General features: G+C 64.5%; 17 protein-coding genes. 7 read left to right on the top strand and 10 right to left on the bottom strand.

Features of this window, described 5'->3' with window-relative positions:
* Positions 1-87: 87 nt before the first annotated feature.
* From RA25_RS05745 to RA25_RS05730, 4 genes are all read right to left on the bottom strand, one after another.
* Entirely contained in the window at positions 88-426 is a 339-nt protein-coding gene (locus tag RA25_RS05745) for a YciI family protein (RefSeq protein ID WP_039170656.1), read from the bottom strand.
* Positions 423-722 carry a YciI family protein gene (locus RA25_RS05740; RefSeq protein ID WP_019296548.1) on the bottom strand — a complete coding sequence of 100 codons (300 nt, stop codon included), beginning with the start codon at positions 720-722 and terminating at the stop codon, positions 423-425. The genes RA25_RS05745 and RA25_RS05740 overlap by 4 nt, the downstream gene beginning before the upstream one ends.
* A 144-nt stretch (positions 723-866) precedes the next feature.
* On the bottom strand, positions 867-1,259 hold the full coding sequence (locus RA25_RS05735; RefSeq protein ID WP_039170655.1) for a GFA family protein: 393 nt from the start codon (positions 1,257-1,259) through the stop codon (positions 867-869).
* A gap of 380 nt (positions 1,260-1,639) precedes the next feature.
* A complete protein-coding gene (locus RA25_RS05730; RefSeq protein WP_039170654.1) occupies positions 1,640-2,791 on the bottom strand; it encodes a deoxyguanosinetriphosphate triphosphohydrolase in 1,152 nt (383 codons plus the stop codon).
* A gap of 91 nt (positions 2,792-2,882) precedes the next feature.
* On the opposite strand from RA25_RS05730, the gene RA25_RS05725 reads away from it, so the two are divergent.
* Positions 2,883-3,206: a HesB/IscA family protein gene (locus tag RA25_RS05725; protein ID WP_019296551.1), complete on the top strand. Its 324-nt coding sequence runs from the start codon at positions 2,883-2,885 to the stop codon at positions 3,204-3,206.
* A gap of 108 nt (positions 3,207-3,314) precedes the next feature.
* On the opposite strand, the gene RA25_RS05720 is transcribed toward RA25_RS05725, so the two are convergent.
* From RA25_RS05720 to RA25_RS05710, 3 genes are all read right to left on the bottom strand, one after another.
* Positions 3,315-4,232, bottom strand: a complete 918-nt coding sequence (locus tag RA25_RS05720) for a DMT family transporter (RefSeq protein ID WP_039170653.1) — start codon at positions 4,230-4,232, stop codon at positions 3,315-3,317.
* On the bottom strand, positions 4,232-5,293 hold the full coding sequence (locus tag RA25_RS05715; protein ID WP_039170652.1) for a DUF6902 family protein: 1,062 nt from the start codon (positions 5,291-5,293) through the stop codon (positions 4,232-4,234). Before RA25_RS05715 ends, RA25_RS05720 begins: the two co-directional genes overlap by 1 nt.
* A 97-nt stretch (positions 5,294-5,390) precedes the next feature.
* A complete protein-coding gene (locus tag RA25_RS05710) occupies positions 5,391-6,143 on the bottom strand; it encodes a DUF6749 family protein (RefSeq protein ID WP_241477367.1) in 753 nt (250 codons plus the stop codon).
* Between the two features lie 277 nt (positions 6,144-6,420).
* On the opposite strand from RA25_RS05710, the gene xth reads away from it, so the two are divergent.
* Complete coding sequence (gene xth, locus RA25_RS05705) at positions 6,421-7,227, top strand: exodeoxyribonuclease III (RefSeq protein ID WP_019296739.1); 807 nt, start codon at positions 6,421-6,423, stop codon at positions 7,225-7,227.
* Positions 7,228-7,335: 108 nt separating this feature from the next.
* On the opposite strand, the gene RA25_RS05700 is transcribed toward xth, so the two are convergent.
* The gene (locus RA25_RS05700) at positions 7,336-8,502 is read right to left on the bottom strand and encodes an FAD-dependent monooxygenase (protein ID WP_039170651.1); all 1,167 of its coding nucleotides are present in this window, start codon (positions 8,500-8,502) and stop codon (positions 7,336-7,338) included.
* 104 nt (positions 8,503-8,606) lie between these two features.
* A complete protein-coding gene (gene dksA / locus RA25_RS05695; protein WP_036762180.1) occupies positions 8,607-9,029 on the bottom strand; it encodes an RNA polymerase-binding protein DksA in 423 nt (140 codons plus the stop codon).
* 175 nt (positions 9,030-9,204) lie between these two features.
* Between dksA and RA25_RS05690 the strand changes: the two genes are divergently transcribed.
* From RA25_RS05690 to RA25_RS05675, 4 genes are all read left to right on the top strand, one after another.
* Positions 9,205-10,044, top strand: coding sequence for an AAA family ATPase (locus tag RA25_RS05690; RefSeq protein ID WP_039145572.1), 840 nt, complete (start codon positions 9,205-9,207; stop codon positions 10,042-10,044).
* A 194-nt stretch (positions 10,045-10,238) separates the two neighbouring features.
* Positions 10,239-11,600, top strand: coding sequence for a DUF2927 domain-containing protein (locus RA25_RS05685; RefSeq protein ID WP_039170650.1), 1,362 nt, complete (start codon positions 10,239-10,241; stop codon positions 11,598-11,600).
* Positions 11,601-11,648: 48 nt separating this feature from the next.
* A complete protein-coding gene (locus RA25_RS22960) occupies positions 11,649-11,816 on the top strand; it encodes a hypothetical protein (RefSeq protein ID WP_019296744.1) in 168 nt (55 codons plus the stop codon).
* A gap of 19 nt (positions 11,817-11,835) precedes the next feature.
* Positions 11,836-13,020, top strand: a complete 1,185-nt coding sequence (locus tag RA25_RS05675) for a vWA domain-containing protein (protein ID WP_019296745.1) — start codon at positions 11,836-11,838, stop codon at positions 13,018-13,020.
* A gap of 206 nt (positions 13,021-13,226) precedes the next feature.
* Here the strand turns inward: RA25_RS05675 and RA25_RS05670 are convergent, their stop codons facing one another.
* Positions 13,227-13,595, bottom strand: coding sequence for a hypothetical protein (locus RA25_RS05670; protein ID WP_039170649.1), 369 nt, complete (start codon positions 13,593-13,595; stop codon positions 13,227-13,229).
* 185 nt (positions 13,596-13,780) lie between these two features.
* Between RA25_RS05670 and RA25_RS05665 the strand changes: the two genes are divergently transcribed.
* Complete coding sequence (locus RA25_RS05665) at positions 13,781-15,247, top strand: alkaline phosphatase D family protein (RefSeq protein ID WP_052254171.1); 1,467 nt, start codon at positions 13,781-13,783, stop codon at positions 15,245-15,247.
* Positions 15,248-15,330 lie beyond the last annotated feature (83 nt).

The following is a 15,330-nucleotide window of genomic DNA, read 5'->3' as shown; positions in this document are numbered from 1 at the left end:
ACCCTCAGGCAGGCGGCACCGGAAAATTCGAATTTTCCAGCCAATTTTCTTCCTCAAGAAAATTGCGCCGCTGCCGCGGCGCGCGGCTTACAGAACCGCGGTGCGGTCTTCCAGGATCTTGCCCCAGGTGAAGATCTCGTAAGAGCGGAAGGCGGGCACGTAGAACGGGTCGCCATGGATCAGGTGCTCCACCTCGATCCGGTCCTCGGCCTCGACAATCCACAAGGCGCCGCAGAAATCACCATCTGTGTCCGGCTTCAACCCGCCGCCGATGCGCAGTTCCGGATGATCCTCGACATAGGCCACATGGGCTTCGCGCCGGGCCTTGTCGGCGCGGACATCCATCATCGCAGGCGCATCGCGGAACAGCACGGCCCAGCGGGTGAGAGCGGGCGCGGATTTGCGGGCTTCACGGGCGGCGGTCATGAAAACATCCCCTGGATGGCGGAGGCGGTGCCCCATTCGGTTATTTTATAGGTGCGCAAGGAAGCCACGTAATACGGGTCCTGCAGGATCAGCCGCTCCACATCCTGGCGGGTTTCGGCCTCGACATTCCAGATCGCGCCGGGGAAATCCTGCATCGGCCGCATCGCCAGCGCGCCGCCGATCTGCAACTCAGGCCGTGCGCGCACAAAGGCAATATGCGCCTCGCGCCGCTTCTTGTCGCTGCGCACCCGGTCCATTTCGGGCTTGTCCGTGAATGTGACGGTCCAGCGTGCCATGGCTTTCCCCTCGCTATGCCTCCCCTCGCGGATACCGCCGATGCACTGCGGCATCATAGGGCCAGATCATAACACGGCTTACGGCCAATTTGGGAAACCGCATGGCACGCAAGGCGGGCAGCCGCCCACCCTGCGCTGCCATGCCTAGGCCGGATGCCCCTGCGACTGCTTTGCCCCGTCACAGATTTCATACCAGCCGGGTTTCTCGCCCACGAACTCATGAAAGCTGTTCGACACCTCCAGCACCCCGTCCAGCGCATTTGCGGCAATCGGGAAGCTTTCCTCCTCCGACAGGATCTCGCCCAGCGAGCTGCCGCAGATCCGGCAGAAACAGCGGCCGTATTTATAGGGCGGCGCAGGCTGATACAGCGCCACTTCCTCCTTGCCCGCCACCCAGTGCAAGTCCTCTTTCTTCACAAAGACAATAGTGCTGGCCCCGGCCTTGCGGCAGCGCGAGCAGTGGCAGGTGCCCATCAGCGCAGGCTGCGCCAGCAATTCAAACCTGACCGCGCCGCAGCAGCAGCTTCCCTCAATCATTCCGGCTATCCTCTCTAACATGAATTTAATGAGAACATTACAGGAACACCTGTTGCCAAACAAGCCGCCACAGGGCGTTGCGCAAACACTGTCAGCACCGCACGCCCCGCTTTCCGGTCCTTAACCGGACTATGCGACAGTCACCCCCGCTGCAGCACAAGGCGCGGGTCTGGCACCCCGTGCGAACAGGAGACCAGGATCCCCAAGACCACCTCTACAAAAGGTGCAGGGGCGTCAATGGTTGAAGCTTTTGACCGGACCCGGGGCGCGCTGGCGTTCCGGCCCTATCCTCCGCCCCCGTTGGCGGCGCCGCCATCTTTAACCACCCCTTGAAAGGCACGCAGACTGAAGAACAGCAAAACGGCAGCAGCCCGAAGCCCTTACACCTCGACCTTTACCCCGATCAGCCGCTCATGCAGCTGCAAGGCAAAGCGGTCGGTCATGCCGGCGATGTAATCCGAGACGATCCGCGCCAGCGCGGTGCGGTCCTGTGCGGCCGCAATCTCCGCGTGCCAGCGCTCCGGCATGTCCTGCGGATTGTCCAGAAAATAGGGAAACAGCGCCTCCACCACCTTGGCAACTTTGGCCCGCTTCTCCATCACAGAGGGCGCCCGGTACATGCGGGTGAACAGAAAGGCGCGGATCTCCTTCAGGTCGCGCCACAGCGGATCGGAGAATTTCACCACCGGGTGGCCCAGACCGCGCACCTCCTCGACGCTTTGCACGCCGGATTCCGCAAGCAAGTGCTGGGCCGTGCTGATCACATCCTCCACCATGAACCCAAAGAACCGCCGCAGCGCCTCATGCCGGCGGCGGTTGGGATCAAGGCCGGGGTATTTCCGGTCCACCGCACCATAAGCCCTGTCCAAGAGCGGCAGCCGCGCCAGATCATCGTCGGTGAACAGCCCGGCGCGCAGCGCATCGTGCAGGTCGTGGTTGTTATATGCGATGTCATCGGACAGCGCCGCCACCTGCGCCTCGGCGCTGGCATGGGTGTGCAGTTCCAGGTCGATGGCGGCATTGCATTCGGCCAGCGCCCAGGGCAGCTCCCCCACCACAGGGCCATTGTGTTTGGCAATCGCTTCAAGGGTTTCCCAGGTCAAGTTCAAGCCGTCAAACTCGGCGTAGTGGCGCTCCAGGCAGGTCACGATACGGATCGCCTGGGCATTGTGGTCAAAGCCGCCATAAGGCGCCATCAGCGCATGCAGCGCATCCTCGCCAGTGTGGCCGAACGGCGTGTGTCCCAGGTCATGCGCCAGCGCCACCGCCTCGGTCAGCTCCTGGTTCAGTCCCAGCGCGCCGGCAATGGTGCGGCCCACCTGCCCGACCTCGATCGAATGGGTCAGCCGCGTGCGGTAATTGTCGCCCTCATGCTCCACGAACACCTGGGTCTTGTGCTTCAGCCTGCGGAAGGCGCTGGCGTGGATAATCCGGTCGCGGTCGCGCTGGTAGGGGGAACGGAAGGAGCTCTCCTCCTCCGGCACCTGCCGCCCGCGGCTGCGGTCCGGCATCGTGGCATAAGGCGCATGCATATGAAATCTTTTCCCTTACAAATCTTGCCGCCTGAATTGCACCTTTCTATATAAAGCTTTGCGCTGCAACCTACGCCCGTGGAGAAAGCTGATGAACCTGCCCCCCAAAGTCACAGACCGCGCCTTTGCCCGGCTGGCCGAGATCGGCGCCGCGGACCAGGGCCAGGCGCTGCGTGTCGCGGTGGAAGGCGGCGGCTGCTCCGGCTTCCAGTACGAGATTGCTCTGGATGAGGCAAAGGACGACGATCTGGTGCTCGAAGGCCAGGGCGAAAAAGTTGTCGTCGACAGTGTTTCCCTGCCGTTCCTTGAAAACGCGGTGATCGACTTCACCGAGGAATTGATCGGCGCGCGGTTTACCATCGAGAATCCAAACGCCACCTCCAGCTGCGGCTGCGGGACCTCGTTCTCCATGTGACGGTAAATCTGAGCATTTCCCAGCCTTGCTCCTGCAAGGCCGCGCCCGCCCCCTGCTCAAGGGGCGGGCGCTTCGCCCCTTAAGGGGCTCAACAGGTGGTTTCCAGCGTTACGGATCCGTCCGCAACCGCCCCGCACCACGCAAACGCGGCATCGCAGGGGCGAACTGATCCCAGACCAGATAGAGACCCGAGGCGATCACGATGGCGCCCCCCAGATAGGTTGTGGCGGGCGGAAACTCCCCAAAGAACACTGCGCCGATCACTGCCATCCAGATGAACTGCAGATTCATCAGCGGCGTCACGGCGTAGGAGGCCAGCAGACGCAGCGCCACCACCAGGAGCCAGCGCGCACCGAACAGCAGGAACGCATAGGCTGCCGCCCAAGCAACATCCGCCAGCGGCATCGGCACCCAGACAAATGGCAGCGCCAGCAGCATCGCACCGCACAGCGTCAGGTTCGGATAAAACACCTGCGCCAGCGCGTTGCTTTCATAACGGCCGATAAACCGTGCAATGGTCATGGAAAACGTGCCGGACACCACCGCCGCGAAGGCCACGAAATGACCAGTTGCGGAATGGCTGCCGTCACCGCCGTGGGGCAGCAGGAACAGCACCCCGGCAAAGCCAGCCAGCAGCGCAATCCAGGCCGCCGGGCGCACCGGCTCCTTCAGCACAAGGCCGGACATCGCCCCCGCCAAAAGCGGCATCAGTCCGATGAAGACAAACACTTCGGCAAAGGGCAGCAGGCGGAACGCATAGAAGAAACAGACCGCGGCAATCAGCGTCGCCACCGAACGCAGTGCCATCGCCCGCGGGCAGCGGGTGCGGAAGCCGCCGCGCAGCCGGGGGAGCCGGTCCGCCAGCAGGCAGAATCCGACCACCATGGCTCCTGACAGCGCGTAAAGCTGCGCCGCCGCATACTGGCCCGCCAAAAGTTTCGTGATCCCGTCAGCAGAGGCGATCAGACCAGTATAGGCCACCACCAAAAGCGCCCCGCCCAGGGCCTGGTTGCGCGAACAGCCCATCACGCGGCCCCTGCACTGCCCGCCCGGGCAAATCCTTCAAAGAAATGGGCAAAGCCGGCGCAGCTGCGTTCCGCCGCGCTCAGCAGCCCGTGTTCTTCCTCGTTCAGCATGGCCTCGGTGCGCCGCTTGACGGCACTCCAGCCTGACTGGGCCATTCCGGCCTCGAATACTGCTTCTGAAAGGCTTCTCAAGATACTTCCTCCCCGCACAGCTGACACATGCACGCCCCCTGCGGGAACTGCCTGCCGGAAGGGTTTTCGCCCGGACAGGATCATGAGCCAGTTAACAACAAAATACTCGTGATAAGAATCATGAAGTCCAGAAAATTCTCGCTCTGATAGAGTAAAGGCGGATACATGCCTGTCAAGCCAGCCCTCCCAGGCAGCAGGCGGCTGCTGGCCGGCATAGCGTAGCGCGATGCAGATTTCGGCCAGCAGATCGGCGTTCTGGTCCAAGAAGGCCACCAGCCCCGCGAACTCAAGGCTGGTCAGCGCCGCCTGCGGCAGTTGCGGGTCGCGGCGGCCGTATTCCGACAGGTAAAAGACGATGTGGGTCAGCTCGTAAGCGGCTTTTTTGTTTGGAATGGCAAAGGTTTCCGGGCGCGAGATGAAAGCGCGCAGCCGGTCGTCCAACCCGTCGTCCTGCAGGATCTCACCGCGGCGCGCCAGCAGGCGGCGGGCTTCGGCGCGCTGCAGGTCGGACAGCTCTGCCTGCGCCAGCCCTTCGGCGCGGATCCATGCGGCCAGCTGCGCGCCGGTCTCCCCGGGATGACCCAAGTCTTCCAGATCCAAGCAGATCGACAGGATGAAGCGGTAATACTGGCGGAAGAAACTGATATGCCGCGCCGCACCGTCGTAGAACCCCTGCAAGGGCACCAGGGCCTCAGCGGCAACATCGGCTCTGGTGCATTCCAGAATATTCAACAGCTCGGCGTTTTCCTTGAGCCAGAACACGTCTTCCTGGGTGCGCCGCTGTGCGGCGAAACCGCCGATCAGCGCCGCATGCGCAGCCGCCCGGGACTGGCGGGCAGCAGGTGAGAAGAACGGGATGATCTGGGCCATGGAAACCTCCTGCGGGTATGTGCGGCGCGGCAAGGGCGGCCCCGGATACGGGACCGCCGATGGTCAGGGGCCGGGAGGGAGGCCGGCCCCGGTCCGGTCAGCTGCCGGAGGAAAACAGCCGGGTTGCGTCGCCATTGCTGGTGCGGGCCTCAGCCGCCGGAGCGGAGCCGGAGGAGAACAGATGCGTCCCCTCGCCCGCGCCCGCCTCTGCAGTGGCGGCCGGAGCGGAGCCGGAGGAGAACATTTCCACCCCCTCGCCCGCGCCGGTTCCGGCCTGTGCCGCGGGGGCCGAGCCTGACGAGAACATTTCCGTCAGATCGCCGGAGGCGGTTTCATTTCCCATTGCCGGGGCGGAGCCAGAAGAAAACAGTTCAGTCAAATTGCCGGAAGCAACCTCAGATTGATTTAAGGGTGCAGACCCGGAAGAAAACATCTGCACCAAATCCCCCGCTGAGGTGTCAGCGCGGGCGGCAGGGGCGGAGCCAGAGGAGAACATCTCCACCAGATCGCCAGCCGCGGTTTCGCTGCAGGCCGACGGCGCCGAACCGCTGGAGAACAGCCCGGTTTCCCCGCCTGCCCAGCTCTCTGCCGTCTGCGGCATGGAGCCCGAGGAGAACAGCGAAACGCCTTCCCCTGCTGACAGACCCGCATTGAGTTCAGGCGCGGAGCCGGAGGAGAACATCTCTGTTGCATCGCCCTCGAACAGGCTGGCGCCTGCGGCCGGGCGGGTGGCGCGGATGGTCTGGATTTTACGCTGAGCAGTCATTTTGGAACCCCATTCGTTAAGGACAAAAGGCTCCTTGACGCTGGCACGGGCGCCGCGCAGCGCAAACATAAAATGCAATTTCACATTGTATTTTGTAGTTTCATTTACTTTAACTTCAACCCGCTATTTTTTGCGCAATTTCAGTTATTTCAATTCATCCACAGGTTATTCACCGTGTTATTCACACGCATATTATTGCAAAATAAAGAAACTCAACCTGAGGGGTATTTTTCACCTGTGCAAAACGCCAGTGAGTCGCAGCGCCAAAGGTGATTCGCGAATCGCGCATCGGGCTTGCCCCGGGACGCTGATTCAGCGATAGATCGGCCCCGAATAAAGAATTCTGCGCCGGAGGCAAGCCATGAAAATCGCCACTTTTAACATCAATGGCATCAAGGCCCGGGCGCAGGCGCTGCCGGACTGGCTGGATGAGGCGCAGCCCGACGTGGTGCTGCTGCAGGAAATCAAGTCAGTGGATGAGGCCTTCCCGCGCGAGATCTTCGAGGAGCGCGGCTACAACGTCGAAACCCACGGCCAGAAGAGCTTCAATGGCGTGGCAATCCTGTCCAAGCTGCCGCTGGAGGATGTGAGCCGCGGCCTGCCCGGCGACGACAGCGACGAACAGGCGCGCTGGATCGAGGCCACCGTGGTGGGCAAGCAGGCGATCCGGATCTGCGGCCTGTATCTGCCGAATGGCAACCCGGTGGAGCTGGAGGCAGACGGCAGCCCGGTGGCGGGCGGCAAATACGCCTACAAGCTGGCCTGGATGGAGCGGCTGAAGACCCGCGCCGCGGCGCTGATGGCCGAAGAGATGCCCGCGCTGATGGCCGGGGACTACAATATCATCCCGCAGGCCGAGGACGCCAAGCGCCCGGAGGCCTGGCGCGAGGACGCTCTGCACCGTCCGGAAAGCCGTGCGGCGTTTCAGCGGATCGTCAACCTGGGCTTCACCGAGGCGTTCCGGGCGCGGCACCAGGGGCCGGGGCATTATTCCTTTTGGGATTACCAGGCCGGCGCCTGGAACCGCGACGACGGCATCCGCATCGACCATTTCCTGCTCACGCCGCAGGCCGCTGACCTGCTGCGGGACTGCCAGATCGACAAGGATGTGCGGGGCCGCGAAAAGCCGTCCGACCATGTTCCGGTCTGGGTCGACCTGGACATCTGAACACAACCCGCGCCGCGCGTCAGCGCGGCGCCACGCCCAACGGGAGCGGTTCATTTTCGATGAAACCGCGACGGGCGGGAGCCTCCCCCGCCCAGCCCCCGGCCTGATTCAGGCGGTGACGTCGTGGCGGTAGATCCAGTCGAACTGGCTGACCATGCGGTCCGGGGCAAAGCGGCCGCCCAGTTTCAGCACCTGGTGCGCAGGCCAGCTGAGCGGCGCGCGCAGATGGTATTTCCAGGCGTTGTTGCTGGCGGCCTGCACCACCTTCTCTGCCCGCGCGCGGCGGCGCTCCTGGTACATCATCAGGCCGGATTTCAGCCCCGCTGCCTCTTGCAGGGAACGTGCCAGCACCCAGGCATCCTCCAGCGCCAGATTGGCGCCTTGCGCCATAAAAGGCAGCGTCGGATGCGCGGCGTCGCCAAGAATGGCGGTGTTTTCGCCAAACCAGTGCTCTGCCACCGGATGGCGGAACAGCCCCCACAGCAGCACCTCCTCCACCGCCTCCAAGAGCGCCGCAGCATTGCCGCCGAAACCGCGGAAGGCGGCGCGCAGGTTGGCGGGGTCGTCCTTGAGGTTCCAGCCTTCCTCAGCCCAGGCCCGGCGCTCCTGCACCGCGACCAGGTTCATCAGGCTGCCATCGCGCAAAGGGTAAGCCACCAGGTGCCGCCCCGGCCCCATGAACACCTGCGCCTCCGGCGGCAGGTTCAGGTGGTTGGGCACCGTGGCGCGCCAGGCGACCTGGCCGGTGAAGGCGGGTTTGCGCTCGCCGTTCAAAGCCACCCGGGCTTTGGAATGCAGCCCGTCGGCCCCGACTACCAGATCGCCGCCGCACTGGGCACCGTTCACCAGGTGAACGGCCGGCTGCGGACCGGGTTCGATGCGCTCTGCCTTTTGCAGCAGCCGCACCTGCACGCCTTCGCGCCGGGCAGCACCGGCCAGGATGCCAATGAGGTCGGAGCGGTGTACGAAGTAATAGGGCAGCCCGGCGGCGTACTCGTCCAGATCCAGCCGCAGCACCTGCTTGCCGCGGCGGTGGCCGCGCAGTACCACGGCGCGCGCGCGCTGTGAGCACCAGGCCAGATCATCCGCCAGCCCCAGCGCCTTCAGCACCTGCACGCCATTGGGGGTGATCTGCAGGCCTGCGCCCACCTCGGAGATCGCCTCGGCCTGTTCCAGCACGGTGACGGACGCCCCGAAGCGGCGCAGCGACAGCGCTGCAGCCAGGCCGCCGATGCCGGCGCCGATGACGGTTATTTTCAGGCCTTTGAGGTCCATTGGGCTCCCGCAGATTCTCCGCCTGCCCCCAATGAAACAAAAAACGCCGGAGCAAAAGGCCCCGGCGTCAATGTTTGTCGCGTTGTTGCCGCCAAAATCAGCGGTTAATCGTCGCGGTGGACCTTTTCGCGGCGCTCGTGGCGCTCCTGCGCTTCCAGGCTCATGGTTGCAATCGGACGCGCATCCAGGCGTTTCAGCGAGATCGGATCGCCGGTCACTTCGCAGTAGCCGTATTCGCCCTCGTCGATGCGGCGCAGGGCCGAGTCGATCTTGGCGACCAGCTTGCGCTGGCGGTCGCGGGTGCGCAGCTCCAGCGCGCGGTCGGTCTCTTCGCTGGCGCGGTCGGCGACATCTGGAATATTGCGGGTGCTGTCCTGCAGCCCCTCAATCGTGTCGCGGCTGTCTGCCAGCAGATCCTGCTTCCATTCCAATAGTTTGCGTCGGAAATACTCAAGTTGCCGTTCGTTCATGAACGGCTCATCTTCGGCCGGTCGGTAGTCGTCCGGCAGAAACACTTCTTGCTTCATTTCGGCTCCTTCGGTCTGGCCCATCATGCTGGTCATAAACTATACCTCAACACTTTGGATCCCCCTCTGCCGCAGCGTTTATCCCTATCGGACAGGAATGTCACTACACAATAGTGGCGCTGTTTGGTTAAAACCGTGATAACAAGACGGCAACCACGGCTGAGACGGGAAAGATATGCGATTTCAGGGCACTAAGGAATATGTTGCAACCGACGACCTGAAGGTTGCGGTAAATGCGGCGGTGACGCTGGAGCGGCCGCTGCTGGTCAAGGGTGAACCCGGCACCGGCAAAACCGAGCTGGCCAAGCAGGTTGCAGAAGCGCTGGGGCTGCGGATGATCGAGTGGAACGTGAAGTCCACCACCCGTGCCCAGCAAGGCCTCTATGAATACGATGCCGTCAGCCGCCTGCGCGACAGCCAGCTGGGCGAAGAACGCGTGCATGACGTGAAGAACTACATCCGCAAGGGCAAGCTGTGGGAAGCGTTTGAGGCGGACGAGAAGGTCGTGCTGCTGATTGACGAAATCGACAAGGCTGACATCGAGTTTCCGAACGACCTCTTGCAGGAGCTCGACAAGATGGAGTTCCACGTCTACGAGACCGGCGAGACGATCAAGGCGAAGCACCGCCCGATCATGATCATCACCTCCAACAACGAGAAAGAGCTGCCCGACGCCTTCCTGCGCCGCTGTTTCTTCCACTACATCCGCTTCCCGGATGCGGAAACGATGAAGAAAATCGTCGAGGTGCATCACCCGGGCATCAAGGAGGCGCTGCTGACCGCGGCGCTGACGCAGTTCTATGAGATCCGCGAGACGCAAGGCTTGAAGAAGAAGCCCTCGACCTCTGAGGTGATCGACTGGCTGAAACTGCTGCTGGCCGAGGACCTGAGCCCGGAGGACATTGCGCGGGACGGCGCCAATGCCCTGCCCAAGCTGCACGGGGCGCTCTTGAAGAACGAGCAGGACGTGCATCTGTTCGAACGCCTGGCCTTTATGGCGCGCGGGCGGCGCTGAGGGCACGGCCTGATGCCACAGGCGGCGGGCGCTTTGCCCGGCGTCTGCCTGTTTCGCTTCAAATTGCTGATGCATTCCCCTATCAGAGGAAACAGGGCCGGGCTGAGACAGCCGGGCCAGCAGGAGACGCCTGAGTGCCCGCGGACGCAACTATCAAGCCGGAAACGAAGCCCCGCAGCGGCGGGCGCAGCCTTATGAAGGCGGCTGCAGGTGTTCTGGCGGCGCTTGCCCTTGCCGCCTGCACGGCCCCCGTGCCCCGTGTCGAGGCCCCGACCCGCGCCGCTGCCGCGACGCTGGCGCTGCCGCCGGTCAAGGTGTTCACCACACCGCGCCCGCAAGCTCCGCAGCGCGCCAACGCGGAAATCGCCCGCGACTTCCTGGATTTGCATTTCCAGCTGGAGGGCGGCAGCACCCTGCCCCAGTTCACCCGGTTCGAGACCCAGATCACCCTGCGCGTGACCGGCACGCCATCCCCCGGCTTCAGCCGCGAGCTGAACGCGTTGCTGGCCAGATTGCGCACAGAGGCCGGAATTCCCATCCGCCGGGTCGCTGGCGAGACGGCCAGCATCACCATTCAGATGGTGTCCCGGAACGAGATCCGCCGGGCGCTGCCCAAGGCGGCCTGTTTCGTGGTGCCCAATGTCTCCTCGCTGGCGGAATACCGGCGCAACCGGCGCAGCCCGCGCACCAACTGGGCCTTGCTGCGCGAGCGGGACCGGCTGGCGGTGTTCATTCCGAATGACACCAGCCCGCAGGAAGTGCGCGACTGCCTGCATGAGGAGCTCGCCCAGGCGATCGGGCCGCTGAATGACCTCTACCGGCTGCCGGATTCGGTTTTCAACGACGACAACATGCACGCGGTGCTGACCGGGTTCGATATGCTGATCCTGCGGGCGACCTACGCGCCGGAGCTGAAAACCGGCATGAGCCGGGAGCAGGTTGCCGCCCGGCTGCCCGCCATCCTGGCCCGGCTGAACCCGCGCGGTGCACGGGCCGCTGCGCCCGGTTTGCCGGACACGCCGCGGGCCTGGGCCGCAGCTTATGAACAGGCACTGGGGCCGCAGGCGTCCCTGCGGGAGCGGCTGCGCGCCGCCAACAGGGCGGCAGAGATTGCCCGCGACCTGGGCTGGAGCGACCACCGCCGGGCGCTGAGCCACTATACGCTGGGCCGGATGCTGCACATCCGCGAGCCTGAGCTGGCACTGCAGCATTTCCTGACCGCGCAGGATTTCCTTAAGCGGCTGCCCGGCACCGGCATCCACCAGGCCAAGGTCGCGGTACAGCTGGCGGCCTATGACATTGCCACCGGCAACGGCGCCTCGGCCTTGGCCCGGCTGAAACCTGCCGCAGCTGCCGCGGCCGCGCATGAAAACGCTGCCCTGCTGTCGACGCTGCTGATGCTGCAAGCGGAGGCGCTGGAGCTGGAGGGCCGCCAGGTTGAGGCGCGCCGGGTCAGGCTGGACAGCCTGGGATGGGCGCGATACGGCTTTGGCCCGGACTGGGTGGTCGAGGCCCGGCTGGAGGAAGTCGCCGCGCTGCGCCCCACCGGCTCCTGATACGGCCCGCAAGAAACTGACCCTGAAAGACAACAGACGGATAGAACCATGATCGTAATCATCGGCGTTCTGCTGGGCGGCCTGATTGGCGCCCTGAAGGCCCGCAAACGTGGCGGCAACACCCTGGACATGCTGCAATACGGGGCTGTCTATGCCATTATCTTTGGTATTCTGGGGCTGCTGGCAACCATCCTGACCCACCGGGTGCTGGCGTAACTGCTGACAGAGGCCCGCGATGTTCCAGCCCTTCTTTGAAAACCTGCGCAAGGCGTCCATTCCGGTTTCCCTGCGCGAGTACCTTACCTTCCTGGAAGGCATGAAGGCGGGGCTTGCGACCTATGACATCGAGGCGTTCTACTTCCTCGCCCGCGCGGCGATGGTGAAGGATGAGCGCAACATCGACAAATTCGACCGCGCCTTTGCCGCCACCTTTGAAGGCTTGGAGGCGATCCCTGCTGATGCCGTGATGGAGGCGGTGGACATTCCCGAGGAATGGCTGCGCAAGATGGCCGAGAAGCATCTGAGCGCGGAGGAAAAGGCCGAGATCGAAGCGCTTGGCGGCTTCGACAAGCTGATGGAGACGCTGAAGGAGCGGCTGAAGGAACAGCAGGGCCGCCATCAGGGCGGCAACAAGTGGATCGGGACAGCGGGCACCTCGCCCTTTGGCGCCTATGGCTACAACCCCGAAGGCGTGCGCATCGGCCAGGACAAGAGCCGCCATCAGCGCGCGGTCAAGGTCTGGGACAAGCGCGAGTTCAAGAACCTCGACGGCGATGTGGAACTGGGCACCCGCAACATCAAGGTCGCCCTGAAGCGGCTGCGCCGCTGGGTGCGTGAGGGCGCGCAGGAGGAACTGGATCTGGACGGCACCATCCGTTCCACTGCTGAGCACGGCTATCTGGACGTGAAAACCCGGCCTGAGCGGCACAATGCGGTGAAGGTCTTGCTGTTTCTTGACGTGGGCGGCTCGATGGATCCGCATATCCAGGTGGTGGAGGAGCTGTTCTCTGCCGCCCGCGCCGAGTTCAAGCACCTGGAATACTACTACTTCCACAATTGCCTCTATGAGGGCGTCTGGCGCGATAACAAGCGCCGCTGGAACGAGAAGACCCCGACCCATGAGGTGCTGCGCACCTACGGGCCGGATTACAAATGCATCTTCGTCGGCGATGCCTCGATGTCGCCTTACGAGATCGCCTATCCCGGCGGCGCCAATGAGCATTGGAACGAGGAAGCGGGCCAGGTCTGGCTGCAGCGCGCGCGGGAGGCCTGGACGTCGAACCTGTGGATCAACCCGGTGCCGGAGAAATACTGGGACTACACCCATTCGATCGGCATGATCCGTGAGATTTTCGAAAACCGGATGGTGCCGATGACCCTGGACGGCCTGGAACGCGGCATGCGGGAGCTGAGCCGCTAGGTCATTTCCCCAAACCCGGCAGCCCTCCCGCGCCTGCAGATGCTGCGGCTGATGCCGCACCCCCTTGCAGCCTTGGGTATGGCATCCTGCCCTGCGGGCAGGATGCGCGCCGGAGCCGCGGCTCCGGCGCCGGGCCCAACCGGGCGGCGGGCATGCCGCATGCACGCTGGACGGGCGGGAGGGCCGCCCTGGTGTTTAACCTGGCGCTAACCGCCCGCCAGCCCCCAAGCGCCCAGAGCGGCCACAGGCACAAACAGCCACCCTTGCGGCAGCAGGCCATAACCCGCCCGGCGCAGCGGCGGCAGCAGCAGGCCAACCACCGCCATCATCGCGGCCATTGCAGTTCCGGCCAGCGCCAGCCCGTCATATCCGCGGGCGCCGAGGAACAGGAACAGCGCCATCAGTGCCAGGCAGCCGGTGACCAGATGCCAGCACAAGAGCGTGGTCTCACGCACCACATCCGGCAGCTGCCGGTCCTGCGCCAGGGGACGGGCGCATTCACGGCCTCCCACAAAGGCATGAACAATCATCCACAGGGCGGCCAGAAGGGCGGCGGCCAGAAAACTCCATTGCATGTCAAATCTCCTGAAAAATCCGCGCCTTCGGGCGGGCCGGAGGCGGCTGGGCAATATGGGGGCAGTCAGACCACACCCGCCCAGGAAGCGCCACCGGCAATTCTGCCGCAGACCCGGACGACCCCACAAAGTCATGCCGCCAGCGGTTGATTGCGCCGCCGCCCGCACCTAGGTGCTGTGACGGCATGAGCAGCAGCACCCGTACAACAGGCCCGATAACAGGCCCGGCAACAGGCCGAATAACCGGCCCGATCCTGATCCTTGATGATCTGCGCGATGGCCGGATGCATCTGGCCGCCTTGTTCATCGCGCCCAAAGGCGCGGCTCTGCCGCCTGTTCAGCTGGACCGCGGAGAAGCGCAGCCCGCAACGCTGGCGGAGTACAGCACCCGTACGGTGCTGCGGGCGCGGTTCAGCCTGCCGGCGGACTGCCCTTCCGCCTACCAGTGGAACGGCACGCGCTATGAGCTGGCAGGCGGTTTTGGCGGCGATCTGCGGATCGCCTATGCCGCCTGCAACGGCGAGGAGCATGGTGACCTGGACCGCGACGGGGCCGAGCGCAACGCCATGTGGGCGCGGATGGGCGCGGAGCATGCGGAACACCCCTTCTCGCTGCTGCTGCATGGCGGTGACCAAGTCTATGCGGATGAGGTGACAGACGGCCATCCCTTGAGCCAAGATTGGCCGGACCGCATTCCCCGCGATCCCGCGCGCGCGGACCTGGCGAATCTGATGCACCACCTGCGCGAGCGTTTCCTGCAGCGCTACTTGGCAGTCTACACCGCACCGGAGTTTGCCTGGATCGCAGCGCGAGTGCCGTCGCTGATGCAGTGGGACGATCATGACATCTGCGACGGCTGGGGGTCCTTGCGCCGTTCGCGCACCTATTCCCCTGTCGGCCAGACGCTGTTTTCCGCTGCACGGGAGGCGGCGCTGCTGTTTCAGCACGGCTGCTGCGATGGGGACCTGCCTGCCCGTTTTGCCGATCCCGAAGGCAGCCATCTGGGCTGGTGCATCGAAGCGCCGGGGCTGCGGCTGCTGGCGCCCGATCTGCGCTCCGAACGCAGCCGGCGGCGGGTGATGGCGCGGAGCGGCTGGCGGTTGATGAAAGCAGCGGCAGAGAAACGCTTTGCCGGGCGCAGCCTGATCCTGTCCAGCGTGCCGCTGCTGGGGCCGCGGTTGTCGCTGCTGGAATTCCTGATGGTGCTGATCCCGCGGATGCAGAAATACGAGGACGACCTGCGCGACCAGTGGCAAAGCCGGGCGCACCGGGCCTCATGGCGGCGGATGCTGCGGATGCTGCGGGACATGGCAGCGCAAGAAGGGCACGAGGTCACGGCCGTTTCCGGCGAGATCCACCTGGCCGCACGGGGCGAGATGGCGCTTGGCGGCGGCAAGGTTTTGCACCAGCTGGTGGCCTCCGGCATTTCCCACCGGGCACCGCCCAAGGCCTGGGCGAAGGCGCTGGGGCTGCTCTCGTGGCTGGGCGATGCGCCCCTGCCCGGCCACCCGATCCGCATCCGCAGAATCCCCGGTCAGGCCGGGCGGTATGCGGCGGAGCGCAACTATCTGGTGCTGGAACGCCGGGGCGCAGACTGGTCCGCCAGCTGGGAGCTGGAGACCTCGGGCCGGTCCTCACCGCTGGCCCTGTAGACCCGGACAGCGGCAGCTGGCGGCAGCGGGAACGGCAACCCTTTTCTGCTCAACCGCAGATGGATCGCCTGCGGAAATCCGCC

It is taken from the genome of Leisingera sp. ANG-S5, from assembly GCF_000813925.1.
Taxonomy (GTDB): domain Bacteria; phylum Pseudomonadota; class Alphaproteobacteria; order Rhodobacterales; family Rhodobacteraceae; genus Leisingera.
The sequence above is the reverse complement of the archived record's forward strand: the minus strand, read 5'-3'. Positions and strand labels throughout refer to the sequence as shown.